The sequence below is a fragment of the Herpetosiphonaceae bacterium genome (genome assembly GCA_036374795.1).
Lineage (GTDB): Bacteria > Chloroflexota > Chloroflexia > Chloroflexales > Kallotenuaceae > LB3-1.
Window position 1 is genome coordinate 41384 of sequence record DASUTC010000342.1, and the last position, 21747, is coordinate 63130.

Consider the following 21747-nt stretch of genomic DNA (forward strand, 5'->3'; position numbering starts at 1 on the left):
CCGAGTTCCGATTTTTAAGTTCAAAGTTTGGAGTTCTCCTTTGTTCTTTGTTCTTTGTTCTTTACTCTTTTCTGTGTTTGTTCCCTTGATTCCTTGTTCCCGGCTAGCGCTGATACGGCGTGTGCGCCCGCTGGTGATAGAGCTGGGCAGCGCCGTTGTCGTAGACGCGCAGCGCGTCGGGCGGCAGCGGCACCGCACGTTGCAGCCGGGCGCTGCGCAGGCGGGTGACATCCGTCACGATCAGGTTGCGCGTGGCCGGGCTGAGATCGAAGGCGTGCCAGATATTGCCGTTGGCCGACTCGCCGTGCCGCATGATAAACGCCACCATCAGCCGCTCGTCGAGCTCGGCCCAGATCTCGTTGTTGCGTAGATGGGCATCGCTCCACTGCATCGCGCGCAGCTCAGCGGGCTGATAAAAGGTCCACTTATTGCTCAGAAACGGCTCGTTGGTCGCCTTGAGCACGGAGAGCACGGCGATACAGGCGATACCGCCGGTCAGGCTCCATTGCAGCGGACGGGCAAAGCGGCGCGGCTGCCACTGCGCCAGGGCCGCGCTCACCACGCCTACGGCGATGATCGACATCGAGGGAAAGATGCGGTGCTGCAAGTTGCTGCCGAGCGCGCCGGTCGCATCCGCCACCACCGAGAGCGCGCCCTGCGCCGCGAACGCCGCGTACAGCAGCCACACCAGCCAGCCGGTCGGCGTCGGCGGCGTCTGCCCGCTCAGCACCCAGCGCACGCCCTGGCGCAGCCAGATCACGAACGATGCTCCCAGGATGATCCAGTTGGCGATGCTGACCATAAAATAGACCGGCAGGCTGATCCAGCCTGTCGCTACCTGGGCGTAGGCGTTGGTCGGCTCGGCCTCCACGTCGAGGAACAGCGCGGCAATGCGATCGGCCAGGTTTTGCAGCACCAGCAGATCGTGCTGCGCTGGCTCGTAGGCGTAGAAGGTGAAGAGATAGACCAGGCCCAGGCAGATCAGCACGGCGTAGGGCAAACGCCGCACCAGGGGCGTGCTGTGCAGCCGCAGATGTGAGCGCCAGCGCGCCAGCGCCCATCCCAGGAAGAGCGCAATCGCTATGGCGAAGATGAATGAGTGCGCCAGCAGGTTATTCCCGGCGATAAACGCAAACGTCGTCAGGTAGAACAGCGCGACATGCGCCGCAAAGAGCCACGGGCGGTCGTGGAGCTTGAAGCTGCGCACCAGTAAAAAGAGGCAGAGCAGCAGCAGCGTGCGGGTAAACTTCTCGTGCGAGCTGCGCAGGATCACAAAGAGGAACTCCGGCTGCGTAAACAGCAGCACGGTTGCCAGCGTCGCGCCGCGCGTGCCCTCGGTCAGCTCGCGGTACAGCACCCAGGCGGGCAGCACCACCAGCGCCGCCATGAAGGGATAGATCACCTGTTGCAGCGTCGCTACGTCGAGGCCGGTGATCGCCACGAGAAACGTCGAGATCGCCTGGTAGGCGTAGCCGTTGGGATAGACCGCCACGTCGGGCGGCACGAGGCGTCCGGTCCCGCTCAGTAGCCGAATATAGCGGGTAAAGACCGCCGAGTCCTGCTCCGCCCAGCGGCCCTCGTAGCGGGCCACGAAGTACCCGCCGACGATCAGCATATAGAGCAGCGGGCCGAGCCAGAGCCAGGGGTTCTGGGGTCGGGGGTCGGGTTGCAGGCCCTCACCCCCCGACCCCCTCTCCCATTGCGATAGGAGAGGGGGAGCAGTGAGTGTGGTTGTTCCTTGGTTCTTAGTTCTTGGTTCTTGGTTCTTCGGCAGGCCTTCACCCCTGGCCTCGCGGCGCTTTGTTCTTCGCTCCCGTCGCGTCATCGCTCGACCTCCGTGCTCAGCCACTGCTGCCGCCAGACGTAGGCCGCCAGCGCGGCGAACGCGATCAGCGTGGCGATAATCAGCGGAAGGGTGGTGAAGGAGGCGCTCGCGGCGATCAGCGCGCCGGTAGAGACAGCCCGAATCGGCGTGATGCTCAGCCGGGCCGGCTCAAGTGAAAGCACGCTGCTGTCCGCCTGTCGCAGCTTCGGCGTGATTGTCCATGCTCCGGCGCTCGGCGGCGACCATTGCAGCGTGACGCTGATCGGCGTTTGCGCGAGCAGCGTCACCGTATCGGATGCCACCAGCGTGGCCTCGACGCCGGGCCGCGCGGCCCACAGCTCAAGCCTAGAGGCTGGAAGATCCTGCAAGCCGTCGTTGCGCAGGCTCAGTTGAAGCATGCCCGGCTCAAGCTGCCGCAGCGTCGTCGTGTGCAGCGCGGCGGCGGGCGCGGGCGGCGTCAGCGGCGCGATCCTGAAGCTGCCGTCGTAGGTCACGACGTAATCGCCGGGCTGTAGCGCCCGTACGTCGAGCAGCGCCGCGCCCCTGGCCTGCGCGCCGGGTTGCAGCGTGAGCACAAAGCGAAAGCCCTGCTCGCCGATCAGCCGAAAGTCGCGCAGGGACGCGCCGCTGAGCTGCATCTCAGGACCGGCGAACTGCTGCATCAGGCCGCGCAGATCGTCGGGGGCGAACTCGCGGGCGTGCGCCTCGATCCTGTCTCCGAGCGCCTGCCAGGTGCTCCGATCGCTGGGCGGCGGCGACTCGAAGAGGCTGGGCTGCGTCTGCGCCTGGCGCAGCAGGAGCGTCGAGCCGTCGGCGTAGACCAGATGCCCCGGCGCGACATTGAGCTGGCGCGTGGTCGTCAGCGTCGAGGTGCCGGTCGTCACGCTGGTGTAGGTCCATTGATCGAGATAGCGATCGTGGTCAAGATTGGCGTAGCGCAGCGCGCGCTGCTCGTCGATCTGCCACACGCCGTGGTCCGCGCCGAGCAGATGCAGCTTACGGTCGATCGACGAGAAATATATCTGGACCTGGCCCGCGTGGCTGCGGAACTCGCCGCGCAAGCCCTGGCGAATCGTATGGTAGTACTTGCCCGGAACCTCATCGATGGCGCCCAGGACATACTGCTCGTTGGCGAAGCGCGATGCCAGCAGCAGATCGCTATAGCGCTCCTGGTTGTTCACATCAACAATCGCGCCCTCTGAGGTCGACCACTCGTAGATTCCTTCGCTGCTCAGGTAGTTATCGCGCTCGCGGGCGACAAATGTCGCGTAGTCCCACGAGCTGGCGGCAATCCAGCCCGGCAGCTTTTCATAGGGCGTGATCCGCAGCGAAAATTCGGGGAGCGCGACCACGCCCTGCTGGGCGTTATGGCCGGTCAGGCCGAGACGGTAATCCCAGTTGGGCAAGGTATCGGGATTGCGCGGCGATTGACGCCAGGAAAAATCGATCTCCTCGGTTGCGAGGTGCTGCGAAAAATCGCCGACCGGGAAATAGGCGACCCGTAAGGCAAGATCAGGGAAATTGCTCTGGATCGGCGAAAACTGATAGAAGGCAAACGGACTTTCAAAATTAACGTCGTTGATCTGGCCTTCCTTGATCCGGCGCAGCGAGTACACGAAATAGTTAGAGGGACGATTACGCGATGCCACCGACTCGACCAGATAGTTGATTGTGCTGCGCTGCCAGTCGATGTTGATCGGCGGGGCGCTGGTGCTGGCATAATCCTCTTTGATGAAGTGCGGCGCGGAACTCCCCAGAAACGGCCAGAAGAGCGCAGCGCTGATCGGCGGCTCGTCATCAGCCGTATTGACCATCACGCTCGAATGATAAAAGCCGTCTTTGTCGTCCAGCGGCGGATACGCCTGACGCCACTCATAGTCGGGGCGTCCATCGTGGTCGGGATCGCGGACATGAACCGTGAGATCGATGCTGCCGTCGGTTCTCAGCCGATCGAGGTAGAGCGTTTGGGCGTCGATCATGCCTTCAACCGGCCCGTCGACGCGCATATCTAGATTGAAGTTCGGCGTGCCGTCGGCGTCTTGCCAACGATCCTGCGCCGTTACCTCGACGGTTGGCCTGCCCTGGCCTTCGGTGACGACGATCTGGCCGTCTTTGAGCCGGTACAAGATCCTCTGATCGTTATCCTGGTCGTCGAAGAGCCTGGCGCTGACAGTGCGGCCCTGGCGGGCGAAGGCGATAATCAGATTGGCGGTATCGTCGGCTGCGGCATCGAAGATCCAGGTCGCGTCGGTATCGTTGAGCTGGCTGGACCAATCCCTGGTCGGATCGAGATCGCGCTGGCTGTGGATCACGATTCGGTCGAAGGTCGTGGCGTAGCCGGGACGGCACTCGATCGTCAGCAGGCGCGGGTTGCTGATCCCGCCCGTGCAGGCAGGCACCGTCCCAGCCGCAGTAGCGGGCGCGGCGGCCAGCCAGGGCACCAGCGCCAGCGATAGCCACGCCATAGACACGATCTTGCGCATTTAAGCTTCCTCTCCCAACAGCCCATGTGCTGCGTGCCAGCGCTTCCAGAGCCCATACACGCCGAGCATGCCGTAGCAGAGCGCCGCAACCACCAGGCTGCTCTCGTCGCCGTAGGGCAGCGCGGGCCAGGGGATCACGAAGCGCACGGCCAGCCCGATGACGCAGCCCAGCCCGACGACGACTGTGGTAAATCCGATCGCGCGAACCACGCCGATGACGCTTGAGGCGCGGAGCTGCACAATCCAGCCGACAAACGACGATCCGATATAGGCCAGCGCGACGATCTGCGGCAGCAGCGCGCGATCGACCAGCGCTGCGAGCGGCAGTGTCAGCAGTACAAGGCCCAGGCGCACGAGCAGCGGCGGCAGCGCGGCGGAGGCCCGATCCGAGGCGACCAGGGTCCATGTCAAAATCTGGTCGACGATGCTAAACAAGCTCATCAGCGCGATGATTCCCAGCACAGGAGTCGCGGCTGCATGACGGCTGGTGTACAGCACATTGATCACGACATCGGGATAGATTACGAGTAATGCGGCGCATCCGGCGGCGATCACCGTGCTGCTGTGATAGACGACATACGCTGCGCGCTGGAATCGCTGGTGCTCGCCTTGGGTATGGATCGCGCATAAGCGCGGATAGTAGAGCACGGTGATCAGGCTGCCGAAGAGTAACGGCAGCATGCGCACGACCGTTAGCGCAATCGATAGCTCACCGGCGGCATCATACTGCTTCAGCGCGCCCAAGACGGTCACGCCATACGCGCTGTAGGCTGTCTGTAGCAGGACGATGATGTAGACCTGGCCTGCGACCATATCGGACCACCGTAGATGCCTGATCTGTGCAAAGCGCGGCCAGGGCTGGAGCTTAGGCAGCTTGATCACGAGCGCGCAGGCCATCGCCGCGCTGACGATCTGCGAGCTAAGAAAGATGGTATAGACCGTCGCTTCCTGCCGAATCGGGATCGCCAGGAGCAGCAGGATGAAGCTCAGCGGCTGCACGATCATCAGGATCGCGACGCGCCGGATGCGCTGCAATCCGCTAAACAAAGCCGTCACAAAATCGACCCACACAAAGAGCGCGGCAGATCCACCCGCATACAGGTACACGCTCTCCCGGCTGACGCTCCAGAGCAGCCCGCCGCACACTGCCGCCAGCAGCGCCGTTCCCAGCCGCAGGGCGATCAGACTACCGAGCCGCTCCTGAAAGCGCGCGAGATGCTGCCCGTCATGCTCTGCGGCATCCTTTGAGATCTGGCTGCTCAATCCGAAGCCAAGGAAGAGGATCATCAGCAAAAAGACATTTGCCATGTAGGCATAGTGCCCGTACTGCTGCGTATCGAGCTGCCGCGCGACGTACAGGCCGCTGAGCATCGCTAGCCCGGTGTTCACAATATTGACCAGTGTGAGCAGCGTTGCCGAGCGCAGCAGCGGTATCTGAAGCAATCGATGTTTCATGAATCGTGGCATAGCTGAATCAGGCGATCTCCGCTGGATGCAGATCGAGCCAGAGCGCCAGGGCGACCCAGGCCATCACGGTGAAGCCGGAGCGATCCAGTCCCGCGCGGCAGCGCTCAAGCGCAGGCTGGAGTCGACGTGGATCGAGGATGCCAGCCTCCACCAGCTTGCCGCTGTGCAGCAGGCGGCCTACAGCCTGAGCGATTGGCGCGTCCGTCTCAAAGTAGCGCGCCATGTCGAACGATTCGTGGTAGCTGCCGGAGCGCTGGACCCCGGGTGCTGGCGCGCTGCCGGTGATGCGCTGGCCCAGGTGCCGCAGCCGCGCACCATTCGACCGCCAGGTCGCGCGGCCTTGCATCGCCAGCGCCTGGACAACGGGCGGGGCGAAGCCTGAGATGCCGGTGTTGCTGTAGCGAATATTGGCGACGGCTGGGTTCAACTGGCGTACGGCGCGGCGAAAGACAGGCCCCAGGAAGCGCCATTGATAGGGTAGCCGCTGGTAGACCTCGATAATGTCGCTTTCAAACAGCGGATTGCGCTCGCGGGCCTGGGATCGGACGTTCATCAGCATCGAGTAGCTGCGGAACTTGGTGACACCGAAGCCCATCAAGGTGTAATCGATCCAGTCATACGGCGAGTCGCTGGTGGCGCTGGCGCGATCAACCAGATGCGCTAGCGTGGCTCTGGGCGCGGATTCCCAATAGGGTTGCAGCGCCGCTCCGAGCAGGCTCCGCCCAAACGCTCCCGATTGCATATCCAGCGTGGCGTGGAGGTGATCGACAACGGCCTGCCGCGTGCCAACGCTTGCCATGCGATAGCTGTAGAGCTGCCGTCCCAGGACGCGGAAGGTTTCTTTGGGCAGGTAGCTGCCCGAATACGGCAGATCGAAGCCCCAGCCGTTGAGCACGGTGTCGCAGCCTGCGCGCGCCATGATCGAGGTTGGGTGGTACAGGTGCATATGCCCGGCGGCGTGCAGGCCGTTGCTCGTCTGGACGCTGCTGGCGAGATGCTGCCAGTAGGCGGCGAGCGGCTGCTCGATGAAGTGCCAGGGCGTGGCGCACATCTGAGCCACCTGCCGCGCTACCTGAGTCTCTTCGGTGAAGGACGGGCCGAATGTGTAGGCGTGCAGCGGCGGGCCGTCGATCCGATCCAGCGCAGCCAGCAGCATCCGCGAGTCGAAGCCGCCGCTGAGCAGCAGGCCAAGCCGCTGGCTATCGGCGACGATCCGCCGGATCGCCGTGGAAAACGCATCCGCCGTCGCCTCGATCGCCTCGTGCCGCGTGGCAAAGCAGGGCAGCGGCCTGAGCGACCAGTAGGCGCTGCGCTGCTGCTCGCCGGAGCGATGATCGATCGCTACGACTGTCGCGGGCGGCACGGTTTTGATCGTGCTGTACAGCGTGCGATCGTCCAGAATCATCTGATAGCGAATAAACTGCGCGACGCTTTCGAGGTCGAGCCTGGGCCGCACGCCCGGCAGCCGCAGCAGCGGACGAATATCAGAGGCGAGGTAGAGCCAGTCGGCGGCGGCGCAGTAAAAGATCGGACGCGATCCCAGCCGGTCGGAGATGACCAGCGTCCGCGCGGCGTGCGGCGCATGGTACAGCGCGCAGAACGAGCCGCTGAGCGCGGCGAGCTCCTCGCTTCCGGCTAGCCAGCCTTCCGCTGCGTGGTAGACCGACCGGAGGCGCTGCCGGTAAGGTCCCGCGAACATGCCAGGCTGCGCGTCCACACGCCCACCCGGCGATGCGACGGGTCCGTTGATGTAGATCAGTCGCTCGTCCGCCGTCGAGCATGCGGCGTCGCTCGCCGTGAGCGGGGCGATACAGACAAAGGCGATCTGCTGGTCGGACCAGCGTGTCGTGGCCGTGGGCGTGGCAGGATCGACCGCCGTCTGGAGCGCTCGCTCAAGCGTCTCCACGAGGCTGGCGCAATCGCCGGACGAGGCGCGTATTCGGATTGCGGCGAGAAAAATATCCACCCTGCTCCTCAGTCGTTGGCGCAGATCACCGGACGCGCGGCGGTGATCTGCGCGGCCCAGCGCGGCGGCGCTTGAAAGTCCAGCCCGCGCTCGGCAGGCTCGTGCAGCAGGCGGCACCAGGGCTGATGATTCGACAGCACCTCGATCGCCGCTACCGGGCAGGGACCAAGCCCCGGTACGAGACGCGGCGCGATGCCCTGCGATAGCTCATACAACTGCTTGATGGCGTACGGCGCGAAGCCCATCAGCCGGGCGGCCACCAGATCGACAGCAATCGGGTGGAGGCCAGCCAGCAGCACGCCGCAGGCTTTGGGCGCTGCCCGCAGCGGGCCGTTGCCCTCGCCGCCGACGATGCCGTCTACGATCGAGAGAAAGCGGCGCTGCGGCGTGGCCTGCATCGCGCCGCTGCGATCGGCAAACAGCGCCAGACGGATCAGGTCGGCTGGCAGCCGCCAGCAGGTATCGTTGCCCGGCCAGTGACCGTTGATCGGATCGATCGTCGGCAGCCTGAGCAGCCGTGAGGCCAGGCCCGTCATCTGCTGGATCGTCGTAACGGCCAGATTCGACCAGCGGGTATTGCGCGCCAGGAGATGATCGGCCAGCAGCCGCCCGACGCGCATGCGGCGCTCGTCGGCTGCGCGCATCTCGCCCGCCGGATGCTGATCGCCGCCCTCTGCGGTGCTGCCCCAGCGGAAGTGCGGCAGGTAGTTTTTATCGCCGTTGATGCCGACCATGTTTTTTGCGTTGAGCGTGACGCCGACTTTGCCGTGTGTCTTGAGCTTGGGCATGCTAATCACGACATCGGCATCCAGGATCGTGCGCGCGATCAGATATTTATTGCTCTGGCGCGTGTGGTAGCCGATCGTTTCGGCGCGGCGGGCGACATCCGTTCCCTGCAAGAGATCGAGATGCTCAAGGCTGGCAAAGGCGCTGGCGCTGCCCAGATCGACTTCGACATAGCCGCCTGGATCGCCGAGCAGCTCAGATCGCACCTCGTGGGCGTAGCCGTGCGGGCCTTGCCTGAGCGTGTAGCGATATTTGCGCAGGTCGCGGATCTCGATCGGAAACTGCTTGACGCGGCGGTAGTACTCGACGATCTGTTGCAGGCCCGTCACCGCCAGGAGATGGTCGAAATCGGCATCGCCAATCGGCGCGTCGGCAATGATGATCTGACCCTCGCCGCCGAGCGCCTGATAGACCTCGTCGACGACCGCGCGAATCACGGCGGGATGAGTGATCAGGGCGTAGAGATCGAGGCCATCGGGATGCCGGTCGCGCACAAAATTCGGCTTGATCACGACTCGATCGCCGGGCTTGATCGTATCGCCGAAGAGATCGACGCCGGTACGCGCCAGCGCGGCCTGGCGCATCTGCTTCAGCGCGATGCCTTCGGGCAGGATGTCTGCCGCCAGATCGCGGCTATAGTCGCGGAGGTTGGTCTGCTCGATATACACAAACATCTGGCTGCCTTTGGGCTATCCATCTGCTGCGCGCCCGGTCGTGGATCGCCGGGCATACGGCTGGCATGCAGGATCAGCGATACCGCCAGCCGCCGGACGATCGTGGTAGCCAACCAGTCGAGTGGAACGCGGGAGAGCCGAAGACGAGTTGACGGTGGTCGCGAGCGCTGACATAGGCTTCAGTGGTGTCCGGCTGACGGCAGCACGGCTCGATACAGATCGAGCGTTTGCCGCGTGGTTCGTGCCCAGGTAAAGGCGGCGGCCTGCGCGATGCTCCTGGAGCGCATGGCCTGATAGAGATCCGGCTCGGTCAGGTAGCGCACGATCGCCTGGGCCAGCGCGTGGGCGTCGCGCGGCTCGAACTGGAGCGCGGCGTCGCCGACGATTTCGGGCAGCGAGCTGGCACGCGCGCAGACCACGGGCGTGCCGCAGGCCATCGCCTCCAGCGCGGGAAAGCCAAAGCCCTCGTAGTGCGACGGCATGACGCAGACATCGGCCAGGTTATACAGCAGCGGCAGATCGCCCTCCTGCACGTCGTCAAGAAAATGGATCGCGCTCCGAGCGCCAAGCTCGGCGGCGAGATCGTGCAGGCGGCGGCGCTCGTGCTCGAAGTGCGCCCGGCCCACCTTGATCAATGCAATGTCCGGCAGCTCGCGCCGGACGATCGCCAGGCCCCGTACCAGCGTCGCCAGATTTTTACGCGGATCTTCCGAGCCGACGTAGATCAGGTAGCGCCGTCCAGTCGGCAGGCCGTAGCGCTCGCGGAGCGTATCCGGCACCGGCAGCGGACGAAAGCGCTGCTGGTCGATGCCCAGGTGGACTACCGCGATCCTATCGGGCGCGATGCCCAGCTCGCTCACGACACATGATCTGGTGTAGTGCGAGTCGGCGATCAGCAGATCGGCGCGCTGCAATCCGGCCATCGCCAGCCGATCGAAGACGCGGTCGGCGGCGATGCGATAGCTATTGAATTGTGGATCGTTGCGCAGCATATACGGAATAATATCGTGTACCGTGACGATCACTCTGCCGGGGGGCCGCCGAAAGAGTAACAGAGAGGCCAGGTTCTGGCTTGTCAGATGGTACACATCGGCGCTAGGATATTTGGCGGCGACGGGATAGTTGAGGAAGAAGGTGCGCAGATCGGGGCCAAGCCGTCGCAGTGCGCTGTAGATCGTATGGGACAGCGGCGGCACGTCCGGCGCGATCCGCGCGACGTTCGCTCCCGCGTGCTGCAAGCCCTGGTGCAACATCTGCACGTAGCGCCCGACGCCGGTATGCGGCCCGCCCGGCTTGGCGAGCAGCACGACGTTTTCGGTGGGTCTGCTCACCATCGTTCGCGGCGCTTGGGATGCAGCAGATCCAGGATTGGCGAGGCCCAGATCGCGAAGTCGATCAGCGTGAGCGGCAGGAGGCCAGCGAACAGCCGCAGCGGCAGCCGACGGCGGTACAGCCGCGCGGCAAAGCCCGCGTAGCGCAGCTTGGAGCCGACCGCGTGCGCTACCAGCAGCGACCAGGGCACCAGGATCAGACGTCCCAGCGGCCACGCGGCTGCCGGGATTGCCAGCATCAGCGCGCCCGTCGCCACGGTTTGCAGCGTCAGCCGCACATCGTCTGCCGCGCCGTAGCGCCGCCCATGCAGCAGCAGGTTGCGCAGCCAGCGCGATTGTTTGTGGCGATAGATCCGCAGCGTCGCGGGATACTCCGATGCCACGACGCTTGTCCGAACGTTGCGGATCGCGATGTCCGCGCCGAGCAGCCGCCTGGCAAGCTGGTAGTCGGTGCCGGTGCGCGCCTCCCAGGCCAGCCCGCCGATCCGATCGAGCGCCTGCCGCGTTAGCGCCGCGTTGCGCCCAAGGATGCCGCTGCTGTACTCGGAGCCGCGCGCGCTCGCCATCACATCGGAGATCCACAGGTACATCGGCAGCAAGCGGCCCTGCTGCTCGTCCAGCGGTCGGGAGCATCCGGTCGCGGCGTGCTCCTCCCCGTCGATCAGCGGCGCGAGCAGCCGGGCCAGCGCCTGGTCGTCGTAGAGACAGTCGGCGTCGGTGAGGTAGATAATCTCGCCGCTGGCATGATCCAGGCAGCGCGCCAGCGCCCGCTGCTTGCCCTCGCCGGGGCGCTGCTCCAGCACGAGCACCCGCTCGTCGGCGTAGAGTCGCGCGCGCTCAAGCGTGCCGTCGCTGCCGCCCGCGCAGAGGATCAGCTCGATGTCGGGATAGCGCAGCGCCAGAAACGATCGCAGATGCGCCTCGATCCGGTCGCGCTCGTTCCACGCGGCGACCAGCGCGCTAACGTTGGGCGCGCGGCGCAATCTGGGGGTCGGCGGCTGCTCGGCGCGGAGCCGATCGGCCAGGGCCTTGTCGCGCTGCCAGAGCCGCCAGTTGTAGCCCGCCACGCCAATCAGTCCCGCCAGCAGGAGCGTGCTCGCGTGCCGCGTGAGACGTCGGTTGAGGTTTTGGAGCAGCGCGATCATCGCAGGCAGAATGCGGGAGCCGCGATCTCAGGCCAGGGCTCGCCCTTGCGCCAGCGGTAGCACACGCCGCGCCGATCGCCGATCTCCAGATGCTCCGGTGTTTCCACCAGCCGCAGCGCCCTGCCCTGGAAGACGCACGGCATCTCGAAGGTGCCGCTGGTCGCGCCCGGCAGCGCCGGCCCCGCGTGCGCCGCCAGGTAGCGAAAGGCTTTATCGCACCAGCCGACAACATGCAGCAGATCGCGCACGTCGGGCTGCTTCGGCAGCCGCCCGCCCGCCTGCGCCGCGAAGCCGGTCGCGGTCTGGATGCCGCCGGTCGCGTCCTGCCCTGCCAGCAGCCGGTGCTGCATCGCGCTCAGGTCAGCATCGAAGCCATAGGGCCGCGCCTCATCCGCCGCCCGCAGCACATCGCCCAGCGGCGCGATCCAGCAAGGGTTGCCGTTGACGCGCTGGTTCGCATAGATCACCGTCGGACAGGTGCCGTCGGCCTCGGTCCAGCGCGCGACAAAGCGGATCGCGCGCAGCGCGGCATCGGCATAGCGCTCGTCGTCGGTCCAGCGGTAGCCGCGCAGCAGCCCCGGCACGCAGCGCGCGATGTAGATCGGAAAATATTTGTCGATCACGCGCCCGCCGAGGCTGTTCTGGGCAATCGCGCCGTCGAGCCGACTACCGTCCCGCACCTGATGCCGCAGGATGCGATCGAGCGTCGGCAGGGCGTAGCGCTCGACCCAGGCGGCATCGCCGGTGATCTCGGCGAGCAGAAAGAACGCCTCGCAGGCCGTCGCGGCTTTGTTGGGCACGAACGACGGCACCTGCGGGCTGTCACGAAACGCCTGGGCGGTCGCGTCCCAGAGCTGCTCGACGTAGAACGCGCGCAGGTTGCGCTCGGCGCAAGCCGCGTAGCGCTGCCAGTCGTCGCTTCCGGCTTGACGTAACGCCAGCGCAAGCAGCAGCAGCCCGACATCGCAGGCGGCCTCGTGGGGCGTGCCCGCCGTCGCGGGGTTGATCTCGAACGCGGAGGCAGCGAAGTGACCGCTCGGCAACTGCCCGCTCACCAGATCGTCTCCGGCACGGCGGGCGGCGCGCAGCCAGCGCGGATCGTGCGTGCGCTGCCAGAGCTGAAGGTAGCCCGCGATGATGCCCTCGTAGCGCCAGTCGAGCGCGGCTCCGGTGTAGAGCAGGCTTTGCTGCCACCAGTGCGCCACAGGGCCGCCGTAGCCGCCGGGTCCGCGCATCGTGTCGAGCCAGGCCGCAAGCGCGGCAACGGCTGTGTCGATCTGGCTAGGAGCAATGATCTGTAGCATGATGAAGAACCAAGAACCTAGAACCAAGAACCGAACAAAAGAACAAGCGAGCGAGAGAACAAAAAATCAACTCACGCGCTCCCTTGTTCCTTTGTTCCTTTGTTTCCTCGCCCCCTGCTCCTTGCGCGCGACAAGCAGCGCGACGGTCGCCAGCGCCGACAGCGGGCCTTGCGTATGGTAGCGCAGCCGCGCCGCGAAGTGCAGCCGATCGGCCAGATCGGGACGGCTCAGACGAGCGGCCTGCTGGCTCACCTGGCTCAGCGCGATCGATGCGGCGGAGTGAATGCCGTAGGTTGTCTCGATCACGAGATCGCCCTTGCGCAGCGCGTGGCGCAGATCTCGCAGGCCCAAGAGCCGCATGCCGAGCGGCTGCCCGCTCCAGGCGCGGCGCTCCGGCAGCATCCGCGCCAATGGCTGCGAGACGAGCACCACCAGCCGCGCTCCGACCGGCAGTTGTCGAGCAAGATCTGCCAGCTCTGCGCCCCAGGACGGAACCAGCGGCTCGATCCACAGCGCGCCAGCGCTCGCGTCGGCGGGCGGCGGGGCGGGAAAGCGCTGGGCGACCTCGGCGGCAAGCTCCGGCGCGTGGCAGCGGATCAGCGGCGTCGCGTGTGGCTCGAACAGCGTGCGCGCGCCATCCAGCGCGTAGCGATAGTCGAGCGGCGCGAGCGCGGCCATCGGCAGCGTTCCGATCATCGCTCGGTCCTCGCATAGGAGCGCGTCGGCTGGCTGGCTTCGAGCACAATCTGCCGGTAGATCGCTTCCAGCCGCGCGCCGATCTGCGTCCAGTCGTAGTGCGATTCGACCTTGGCGCGGCCTGCGCGCCCCATCGCCTGAGCGCGGGCGTCGTCGCTCAGCAGATCGTCGAGGGCCTGGGCCAGCGCCGCCGGATCGCGCGGCTCCACCAGCAGCCCGTCACGGCGATGCTGCACGACGGTGCGGACGCCCGGCAGGTTGGTGGCGATCACGGGCGTAGCGCTCGCCAGCGACTCGACCAGCACCAGGCCGAACGCCTCGCCCATCGTCACCGAGGGCAGCACCGTCACATCCGCCATGCGATAGTAGCGCGGCAGCTCGGCATCGGAGACGCGCCCGGCAAACACGACGCGCCTGCTCAGGCCAAGATTGGCAGCGGTCGTCTCATAGCTCGCGCGCAGATCGCCATCTCCGACGATCACGCCTGTGATCTGCGGCGGCAGCGCGGCAAGCGCGTGCAGAAAAACATCGACGCCTTTGAAGTAGTGAGCACGATCCAGACCCGCGACCAGCAGCGCTACGCGGTCGTCGGGTGAGAGTGCGTGGTCTTCGCGCAGCCCGGCATCCGGCGGACCAGGCGTAAAGCAACTGGTGTCGACGCCGTTGGGTAGCTCGCCAATGTGGGCCTCGCCGCCACGCAGCAGCGGGCGGACATACGAGGCGCTGCCGTAGTCGCGCGAGGTGAAGAGCAGCCGCGCGGCAGCGCGCAGCGTCAGGCGGCCAACCGTCAGCCGCAGCGTCCGCTCGATCAGCGCCATCAGGCCGTGCAGCAGCACATCTTGATGGTAGGTGATCACCAGCGGCGTGTGGTTGAGACGCGCCGCCAGCGTGGTGATCTCGCCGCCGAAGAAGGGATAGTGCAGATGGATCACGTCGAAGCCGCGCAGCGCCCGGAGCAGCCCCGGCAGGATCGGCGCATTGCCGACGCGCAGCAGTGGCCGCAGCCGGTGGATCGCGATCCCATCGCGCGTCTCGTCGCCTGCCGCGCCGGGCTGCGCCGCCGTGAAGACATGCACATCATGGCCGCGCCGCGCCAGCTCGCGGGCGTTATGGTAGCAGACGTTGCCGGTGCCGCCGCGATAGGGCGGAAACGTCGCGGTCACATGCGCGATCCGCAGCGTCATGCGCGGCTCCCCTGGCTGCATGTGCCCTGTCGATCCTGCTGCCTCATCACTCCGCTCCTCTCGTAGCCGATGGCCTGATCAGGAATCGAGCACGCTCAGCACGCGCACCATGAGCGTCGTAATGAAGACGATCAGCAGCGGCACGATCGCGACGTTGAGCGTCTTGTTGAGCCGTGCGGCCCAGTCGCGCTTGCTGACCAGGATGATCTCCTTGTTGAGCAGCAAGATCATCACGGTGCAGATTGTCACCAGAGTGAACGAAGCCGTCCCGACCGTCGATACGGCGGTGGTGGTGGCAGTCGTGACGGTGGTAATCATCAGTATCTCCTTCAAAGTATCAAGTTTCAAGTTTCAAGTTTCGAGTTTCAAGTTTCGAGTTCTGAGTTATTCCTTTGTTCCTTTGTTCCTTTGTTCTCGCGTTACGTCGTCAGCAGCCGCCGCGCCATGCGAAAGGCCGGATGAAAGACCAGCTCCGCCAGCCGCGAGAGCGTCCGGTTGGCAAGCTGGCTACATTCTAGCCGATAGGTCATCTGCCCGACGATCTCGCGGTCCGGTCGGCGGCGCCGCTGCGCGGCTGCGCGACGTGCCGCGCGGATCATGGAGCGCTGCGTCCACAGCCAGCGATAGACCCGCGGCTTAACACCCCAGTAGCGCGGCCCGTTGAGCGCCAGAAAGCCGCCGGTGACGATCTCGCTCAGCAGCAGGCCCGGCAGCATCCGTAGATACGTCGCGCGGCTCAGGTTTTTCAGCAGCATCAGGTGCCGGTTGCGATCGAGATAGAACGCTTTGGACGGCGAGTAGCTCGGCTCGTAGGCGTGCTCGACGATCGCATCGGGCACGTACAGGCAGCGATAGCCCGCCAGCCGCGCCCGCCACGACAGATCGGTATCCTCGACGTACATGAAAAATCGCTCGTCGAAGCCGCCCAGCTCCTCGAACACGCTTCGGCGGATCGCGAAGGCCGCGCCCGACACCGCATCGACCTCGGCAGCCGTCGCGTAGTGCGCGCGTGGCCGCCCCGCGCCCCGGCAGTAGGTTAGGCCCGTGAACTGCACCGTGTTGCCGCAGGTGTTGACGATCGCGGGATCGCTCATGTGGACGATGCAGGCCGTCGTCAGGCCAACGTCGGCGGTCGTGTGCAGCGGCACGATCAGCGCGTCGAGCGCGCCAGGCAGCAGAACGGTGTCGGGATTGAGCATCACGAGATACGCGCCGCGTGCCGCCTGCGCGCCGCGATTATTGCCGCCCGCGTAGCCGTCGTTGGGGCCGCAGATCAGCCGCGCCTGCGGATAGCGCTCGCGCACCAGATCGGCGCTGCCGTCGGTCGAGGCGTTATCCACGACGATCAGCTCGTCCTGCGGCGTGAGCGCGCTCAGGATCGAATCGAGGCAGGCGCTCAGATCGCGGCGGCTGTTGTAGCTGACCACGATCACGCTCGCGCGCCGATCGACGCTCTGGGGATACGGTGCTGCCATCGGCTAGGCTACTCCGCGCAGGTCGTGACCGACCTCGAAGGGCAGATCGCTCTGGTGGATCGTCGCCGGCGGGCCGTGCTCCCTCACGTCCGGCAGCCGATCGAGCACGCCGCGCCGCATCTCGATCAGCATGCCGCGCATCGAGTGCAGCACCAGCCCGACGAAGAAGAGCAGCATGCCCACGACGCAGAGCAGCACCGTGATCAGGCCATAGCCGACCGCAAGCTTCTGGGTGTGGGCGTAGATGTTGACGATATGCAGGCCGAGGCCTAATCCAAGCAGCAGGGTGATCATGCCGGACAATCCAAAAAACAAGAGCGGACGAATCTGACCCACCAGCCGCAGAATTCCGTTCAACACCTGCATCCCGTGCCGCACCGGATTACGCTTGGCCGGCTCGGCATAGATCACCTTGATTGGCACTTCGAGCACCCGCAGCCGATGCTCGCGCACCAGGAATTGCATCTCCGACTCGATCGAGAAGCCGCCCTGGCTGAAGGAGAGCTGATCGAGCGCCCGCGCCGAGAAGGCCCGAAAGCCGCTCTGCGAGTCGCTGATGCGCACGCCTGAGGCCAGATTGGTCACGAGCGTCAGGCCGTGCTGCCCGACTTTACGATAGGCCGGAATGTCGCTTTTGATCTCCTTGAAGCGCGATCCGACGACCACATCTGCCATGCCGTCGCGGACGGGAGCCAGCAGTTGCGGAATATCGTCGGCGCAGTGCTGCCCGTCGCCGTCGAGCATCACCAGCACGGCAGGCCGCAGGCGGCGCACGTACGTGAAGCCGGTATTGACCGCCGCCGCCTTGCCCTGGTTCACCTGATGCTGCACGACGGTCGCGCCTGCCTTGCGCGCAATCGCCACGGTGCGATCGGACGAGCCATCGTCGACGACGACGACATGATCGACATATGACTGGACCGCCAGCACCAGGCTGCCGATGAACCGCTCTTCATTGAACGCCGGAATCAGCGCCACGGTCGGCCCAGGCGGGCGGTGTATGTGGCGGGCGTGGGTCGGGCGTGATGTTTCCACGAAGCAGGTCATAACGTTCTCCAGGTTAACCCATCGTCTAGGTCTGCAAAGCGTGCGCGGGAGCAGCCGATGCTCCGGTTGGCTGCTGTGCCTGAACGCGCTCCAGCGTTTCACGAAAAAGCGGTACGTCGGGCTGCTTGGCGGCTGCGGCGCTAAACCAGCGCAGCGCTGCCGCCGGATCGCCCTGGTTCAACAGCATCGTGCCCAGGGCAAAATCGGGGTAGCCGCTGGCCGGATCGACGCGCTGCGCGCGCTCGTACCAGCCCTGCGCGACGCTCGGATCGGTGCCGCGCAGCATGTCTCCAGCGGCCAGGAGGGGCCAGATGCTGCCGGGTGCCAGCGCGGCGGCCTGCTCGTAGGCCCGCGCCGCATCGTCGGTCGCTCCCAGGTCGCGCAGGCCATCGCCGATCCGAAACGCGATCGGGTAGCTGCTCGCCAGGGGCAGCGCGGCAACATAGCTGCTGATCGCCGCCTGGGGATCGCCCGCGATCTGCGCGCTTCTCGCGCCCGCCAGCCGACCCCAAATATCGTTCTGTGCCGCCAGCGCCTCGTAGCGGGCCAGCGCGAGCGCCTGCTGCTCGGTGCGCAGCAGCAGATCGGCGTGCCGCAGCGCCAGCGAGCGATCGTCGGGCAACACACGCCGCAGCACGTCCAGATAATCCGCCGCGTCGTCCAGGCGTCCGGTCTGCTCAAGCTCATCGGCGGCGGCACGCCAGCGACGCACGGCAGACGAGGTCGCGGCAACCTGCTCGATGGTCGGAGCGGGCTGCTCGGCGGCGATCTGGCGGCGTGCCCAGGTAAGCCGCGCGAGCGGATTGCTGCTGCGCTCTGCCGCCTGCCGGTACAGCGCATCGGCGGCGGGCTGGTCGTGGGCCTCAAGCAGCGCGGCCTGCTCGAACGCGGCGCGGCCACTCGGATCGACGCCTGTCAGCGCGGCGGTCAGCGCCAGCGCCTCGGTCGTCGTCAGCGGGCGGGCATGATCCAGCGCACGATCCAGCGCCGCTGCGGCCTGCCAGGTCTGGATCGCCGCGTCTCGCTCGCCCGCCTGCCACTGCGCCAGTCCGTCGATCCATGCGGCATGACGCGCAAATGATTCGGCGGATGACTCGTCCGCCGCTCCCTCGATCGTGATGCCCGTTGCAGTGCTGTGCAGCGCCAGCGTGCGATCGGTGCGTGCGCTGGTCCAGAGCGCCGTCTGGTGCTGCGGTGTGTGCGCCGTGATCAGCAGCGGCGGCGCGATCGTGCCCGGCTGTTTCTCGACGGTGAGCGCTCCGGGCCTGAGCGACGGCAGACGGTAGCGCAGCCGCACGACGCGCTGCTCGCCGGGATTGACGCGGAAGTAGCCGCCGAAGACCGCGCGGCTGTGCTGCCGGTCGGTGCCCAGCGATTCCTCAAGGCCGCTGCTGTCGAGCAGTTGGCTGCCCTCAGGCACATAGACCCGCAGATAGTTGGCGTAGCAGCCGGGACGGCGCTCAAGCTGAAGCGTCCGAGGATCGGTGCATTGCCCGTTGACCGCGTAGGCGGTCGGTGCCTCGGCCCACGGCGAGTAGCGATTGGTGTAGGTCAGCGTCAGCGTGGCGGTGAGCGGCGTGCCCTGCGCGTCCAGCGCGAGATCGTAGTGGGTGAGGCGCTCGACAAAGGCGTTGACTCCGCCGTAGCCTACGTCGGCATCCACAATGCGCAGCGTGTCGCCCGCCGTGGGCTGGAGGCTGCCGTCCCAGCCGCGCGACCGCAGGACGGCGGCAAGCTGCGGCTGGTCGAGCGCGATCAGCAGATGGCGCTCGTCGATGTTGGTCTGGATCGCGGCGGCAAGCTGCGGCAGCGTCGCCGGATCGCTCGTGAGCAGATGCTCGAACAGCGCGGGCAGCAGCTCGGCCAGACGGCCCTTATCGCGGTAGATCGCGCCGTCGTAGTAGCGCGAAAGGATCGCCTCGACGATCTGGTCGGCGTCGATCTGCGTGCCGTCGCCCAGCTTCAGCGGGCCGGTCGCGCGCAGCAGCGGTGCCAGTGCGTAGGGATCGACCGCGATCACGCCGTCGGCTGGGGCCTGCTGGTTGAGCGTCCAAAACGCTTGCAGCGCGCGGGCGGTCGTCGGAAAATCGGGCGACCAGTTGGCGTCGCGCAGGTGCCAGCCGCCCAGGCGCAGGTAGCGCGTGTAGGCAAACGGCATCGGCTGAGCGGCGGTCGCGGCGAAGGCTTCGCTTGGCTGGCACTGCTCAAGCGAGGGCCTGGCCTCGACGACGCGCACCACGCAGACCAGGCCGATAAAGCCGCCGGTCGGTCGCAGCTCGAACGGGTTTTGCAGCACCACCAGATAGCGGCGCGGCTCGTCGCTGCCGATCAGCCAGGGCAGATGCGGCGCGGCCTGCCGTGCGCTGTCAAGCGCGGGTATCGCCGCCGTCATCGCTCGATCCATGGCCTGAAGCTGCGTCTGATACGGCGCGAGGCGCGGGCTGCTCTCGATCAGCGGCGCGAGCATCTGCCATGCCCGCTGCGCCTGCTCAAGATCTGTCTGGATCGCGGCCAGCGCCTCCGGCCGCTGGCTGAGCTGCCGCGCTACAAGCGCCAGACGGTCGGGCGTGGTTTTTGCGTCGAGCGCTGGCTCAAGCACGCGGCAGGCGGTCGCTCCGGCGGCGCTGCCATGTCGCGCCAGGAGAATCGCATCGGGCGCGACGCGCAGATCCGCGCCAATGTTGGGCACCCAGCCCATGCGGCGCAGCAGCGGCGCGAGCGGCTGGCTCCATCCGGCGGCACGATCCCAGGCAGCGGTGGCGGCCTGGAGGTCGGCGCATCCGGCGCGCAGATCACGGCGCTCGACGGCGGCCTGGACCCGCGCAGTGATCGCGAGCGCCTCCATCACCCGGCGTTGCAGCAGGTAGCCGCTTGTGCCGAGGACAACAGCGCCCAGGACGATCAGGCCGATGCCAAGCACTGCGCCAGGCTGACGTGCGCCGCGTACCACGATCTACCTCGTCGCCCGCGCGCGCCAGAAGACAACGCTTCCGGCGATCATCAGCAGCAATCCGAGCAGCAGGAGCGACCACTGCAATCCTGAGTCGGCTCCGGTGTTGCTGAGCGGGCCGCGTGGAACCTGCGGGCCGCCGCTCGGCGGGTCCGACGCCTCAGCCGCCGCGCCTGCGACCGCCAGAGCGGCCTCAGCGCGCTGCTCGTCGAGCGCGCCTGTGGCATCGCGGACGATCACCACGTTGATCAGCGGCCCGCGCGCGTCGGGCCGTAGCCGCGCCCGGATCGTAATCACCACGGTCGCGCCGGGATCGATCTGCGGGATCTCGACGCGCACCGTCGGCCCGCGCACCGTCGCGGTGCCCGCCGAGGTCGTCACGTCGAGGATCTCGAACGCGCCCGGCATGTTGTCCTGAACGATCACATCGCGGGCGGTGGTGTCGCCGACGTTCTGCACGCGGATCGTAAAGACTACCGTCTCGCCCGGACGTGGGCGGGGGTTGTCCACCTCTTTGGTGACGTTGAGCGCGGCGCGGCGCGGCGTTGGCGTTGGTCCGGCGGTCTGCCCGTAGGCCTGGCCCCAGCCGCCGCCGAAGCTCATCAGCGTGACCAGTAAGCCCATGAGTAAAAGCGACATCGCGAAGCTGCGTTGGCGCTGGTATGACATGCCGATAACTCCCTTACACATTCGCACGCTCAGCCCGCGCAAGCGCCAGGCCAAGCCGTTGTCGAGATCTGGTTGCTTGAGCAGGGGGCGAGCTGCGCAGCGCTGCGATGAAGATCGTTGCCATCGATCGAGCGATAGCCGCGCCGCCGAGGTTGAGCGTGTCACACCAGCATGGCGGTCTGCCGTTTCGCCGTGCAGGATGTCGGTTGCTTGTCGGATAACGCTTGACGATCACATCTGGTTACTTATCGAATGGTTGCTACGGAGTACACGCTGGGGTAGCTTACCAAGCTTGGCGATCGTCTGTCGAACAGCATCAGTCCTGTATTTTCAACGGGAGAAGTACTAATTCTCGGCAAAACTGCATGATTGCAACATGCATCGATACTTAACTTTTGCTATATCAATCGGTCGATAAAGAGGCACATCATTAATTCCATCGAACTGTTAAGAATACTGCCATCTGTCATATTCATGATCCCGATCAATCGTGTTCTTACCGGATGCTCATACGCTTCAGCTCGGCGAGATCCGCGAGATGTTGGCGCTGTTTGGGCGAAGATCGTTGCGAAGCGATCCGGAACGTCTGGCATTGCGCAGCCAAAAGTACTGCTGCATATAGGAAGCGCGACAATTGATCCGATTGGGCAAGTTTGTATACTGCTCGTGGAAGTTTGTCGGCCATACCATCTGGCTTCGCAACGTCTCCGACACACTGCTGTTTGCCCCGTTCGTCGGGCTGGTG

General features: G+C 65.9%; 15 protein-coding genes. All 15 read right to left on the bottom strand.

Going from position 1 to position 21747, the window contains the following annotated elements; genetic code table 11:
• Positions 1-103 precede the first annotated feature (103 nt).
• The gene (locus tag VFZ66_26440; protein HEX6292751.1) at positions 104-1615 is read right to left on the bottom strand and encodes a hypothetical protein; all 1512 of its coding nucleotides are present in this window, start codon (positions 1613-1615) and stop codon (positions 104-106) included.
• Positions 1616-1821: 206 nt separating this feature from the next.
• Positions 1822-4308, bottom strand: coding sequence for a hypothetical protein (locus VFZ66_26445; protein ID HEX6292752.1), 2487 nt, complete (start codon positions 4306-4308; stop codon positions 1822-1824).
• Entirely contained in the window at positions 4309-5763 is a 1455-nt protein-coding gene (locus VFZ66_26450; GenBank protein HEX6292753.1) for a lipopolysaccharide biosynthesis protein, read from the bottom strand.
• 19 nt (positions 5764-5782) lie between these two features.
• A complete protein-coding gene (locus tag VFZ66_26455; protein HEX6292754.1) occupies positions 5783-7741 on the bottom strand; it encodes an asparagine synthase-related protein in 1959 nt (652 codons plus the stop codon).
• A gap of 8 nt (positions 7742-7749) precedes the next feature.
• Complete coding sequence (locus VFZ66_26460; GenBank protein ID HEX6292755.1) at positions 7750-9201, bottom strand: DUF362 domain-containing protein; 1452 nt, start codon at positions 9199-9201, stop codon at positions 7750-7752.
• 179 nt (positions 9202-9380) lie between these two features.
• Positions 9381-10535 (bottom strand): glycosyltransferase family 1 protein, encoded by a 1155-nt coding sequence (locus tag VFZ66_26465; protein ID HEX6292756.1) that lies wholly within the window; start codon positions 10533-10535, stop codon positions 9381-9383.
• Complete coding sequence (locus VFZ66_26470) at positions 10529-11677, bottom strand: glycosyltransferase family 2 protein (GenBank protein ID HEX6292757.1); 1149 nt, start codon at positions 11675-11677, stop codon at positions 10529-10531. The genes VFZ66_26465 and VFZ66_26470 overlap by 7 nt, the downstream gene beginning before the upstream one ends.
• The gene (locus tag VFZ66_26475) at positions 11674-12981 is read right to left on the bottom strand and encodes a hypothetical protein (protein HEX6292758.1); all 1308 of its coding nucleotides are present in this window, start codon (positions 12979-12981) and stop codon (positions 11674-11676) included. Before VFZ66_26475 ends, VFZ66_26470 begins: the two co-directional genes overlap by 4 nt.
• A gap of 66 nt (positions 12982-13047) precedes the next feature.
• Positions 13048-13677, bottom strand: coding sequence for a hypothetical protein (locus tag VFZ66_26480; GenBank protein HEX6292759.1), 630 nt, complete (start codon positions 13675-13677; stop codon positions 13048-13050).
• On the bottom strand, positions 13674-14882 hold the full coding sequence (locus VFZ66_26485) for a glycosyltransferase family 4 protein (GenBank protein ID HEX6292760.1): 1209 nt from the start codon (positions 14880-14882) through the stop codon (positions 13674-13676). Before VFZ66_26485 ends, VFZ66_26480 begins: the two co-directional genes overlap by 4 nt.
• 57 nt (positions 14883-14939) lie before the next feature.
• Positions 14940-15179 carry a hypothetical protein gene (locus VFZ66_26490; GenBank protein ID HEX6292761.1) on the bottom strand — a complete coding sequence of 80 codons (240 nt, stop codon included), beginning with the start codon at positions 15177-15179 and terminating at the stop codon, positions 14940-14942.
• Between the two features lie 101 nt (positions 15180-15280).
• On the bottom strand, positions 15281-16336 hold the full coding sequence (locus VFZ66_26495) for a glycosyltransferase family 2 protein (GenBank protein HEX6292762.1): 1056 nt from the start codon (positions 16334-16336) through the stop codon (positions 15281-15283).
• A gap of 3 nt (positions 16337-16339) precedes the next feature.
• Entirely contained in the window at positions 16340-17383 is a 1044-nt protein-coding gene (locus VFZ66_26500) for a glycosyltransferase family 2 protein (GenBank protein ID HEX6292763.1), read from the bottom strand.
• A 25-nt stretch (positions 17384-17408) separates the two neighbouring features.
• On the bottom strand, positions 17409-20333 hold the full coding sequence (locus VFZ66_26505; protein ID HEX6292764.1) for a DUF4012 domain-containing protein: 2925 nt from the start codon (positions 20331-20333) through the stop codon (positions 17409-17411).
• A gap of 3 nt (positions 20334-20336) precedes the next feature.
• Positions 20337-20972, bottom strand: a complete 636-nt coding sequence (locus VFZ66_26510) for a DUF11 domain-containing protein (protein HEX6292765.1) — start codon at positions 20970-20972, stop codon at positions 20337-20339.
• Positions 20973-21747: the final 775 nt, after the last annotated feature.

What these genes read in the sequence shown, in the direction of transcription:
- VFZ66_26445 (HEX6292752.1), bottom strand. Translation starts at nt 4,308, where the DNA reads ATGCGCAAGATCGTGTCTATGGCGTGGCTATCGCTGGCGCTGGTGCCC.
- VFZ66_26510 (HEX6292765.1), bottom strand. Translation starts at nt 20,972, where the DNA reads ATGTCGCTTTTACTCATGGGCTTACTGGTCACGCTGATGAGCTTCGGC.
- VFZ66_26475 (HEX6292758.1), bottom strand. Translation starts at nt 12,981, where the DNA reads ATGCTACAGATCATTGCTCCTAGCCAGATCGACACAGCCGTTGCCGCG.
- VFZ66_26490 (HEX6292761.1), bottom strand. Translation starts at nt 15,179, where the DNA reads ATGATTACCACCGTCACGACTGCCACCACCACCGCCGTATCGACGGTC.
- VFZ66_26485 (HEX6292760.1), bottom strand. Translation starts at nt 14,882, where the DNA reads ATGCAGCCAGGGGAGCCGCGCATGACGCTGCGGATCGCGCATGTGACC.
- VFZ66_26465 (HEX6292756.1), bottom strand. Translation starts at nt 10,535, where the DNA reads ATGGTGAGCAGACCCACCGAAAACGTCGTGCTGCTCGCCAAGCCGGGC.
- VFZ66_26450 (HEX6292753.1), bottom strand. Translation starts at nt 5,763, where the DNA reads ATGAAACATCGATTGCTTCAGATACCGCTGCTGCGCTCGGCAACGCTG.
- VFZ66_26440 (HEX6292751.1), bottom strand. Translation starts at nt 1,615, where the DNA reads ATGCTGATCGTCGGCGGGTACTTCGTGGCCCGCTACGAGGGCCGCTGG.
- VFZ66_26480 (HEX6292759.1), bottom strand. Translation starts at nt 13,677, where the DNA reads ATGATCGGAACGCTGCCGATGGCCGCGCTCGCGCCGCTCGACTATCGC.
- VFZ66_26495 (HEX6292762.1), bottom strand. Translation starts at nt 16,336, where the DNA reads ATGGCAGCACCGTATCCCCAGAGCGTCGATCGGCGCGCGAGCGTGATC.
- VFZ66_26460 (HEX6292755.1), bottom strand. Translation starts at nt 9,201, where the DNA reads ATGTTTGTGTATATCGAGCAGACCAACCTCCGCGACTATAGCCGCGAT.
- VFZ66_26500 (HEX6292763.1), bottom strand. Translation starts at nt 17,383, where the DNA reads ATGACCTGCTTCGTGGAAACATCACGCCCGACCCACGCCCGCCACATA.
- VFZ66_26470 (HEX6292757.1), bottom strand. Translation starts at nt 11,677, where the DNA reads ATGATCGCGCTGCTCCAAAACCTCAACCGACGTCTCACGCGGCACGCG.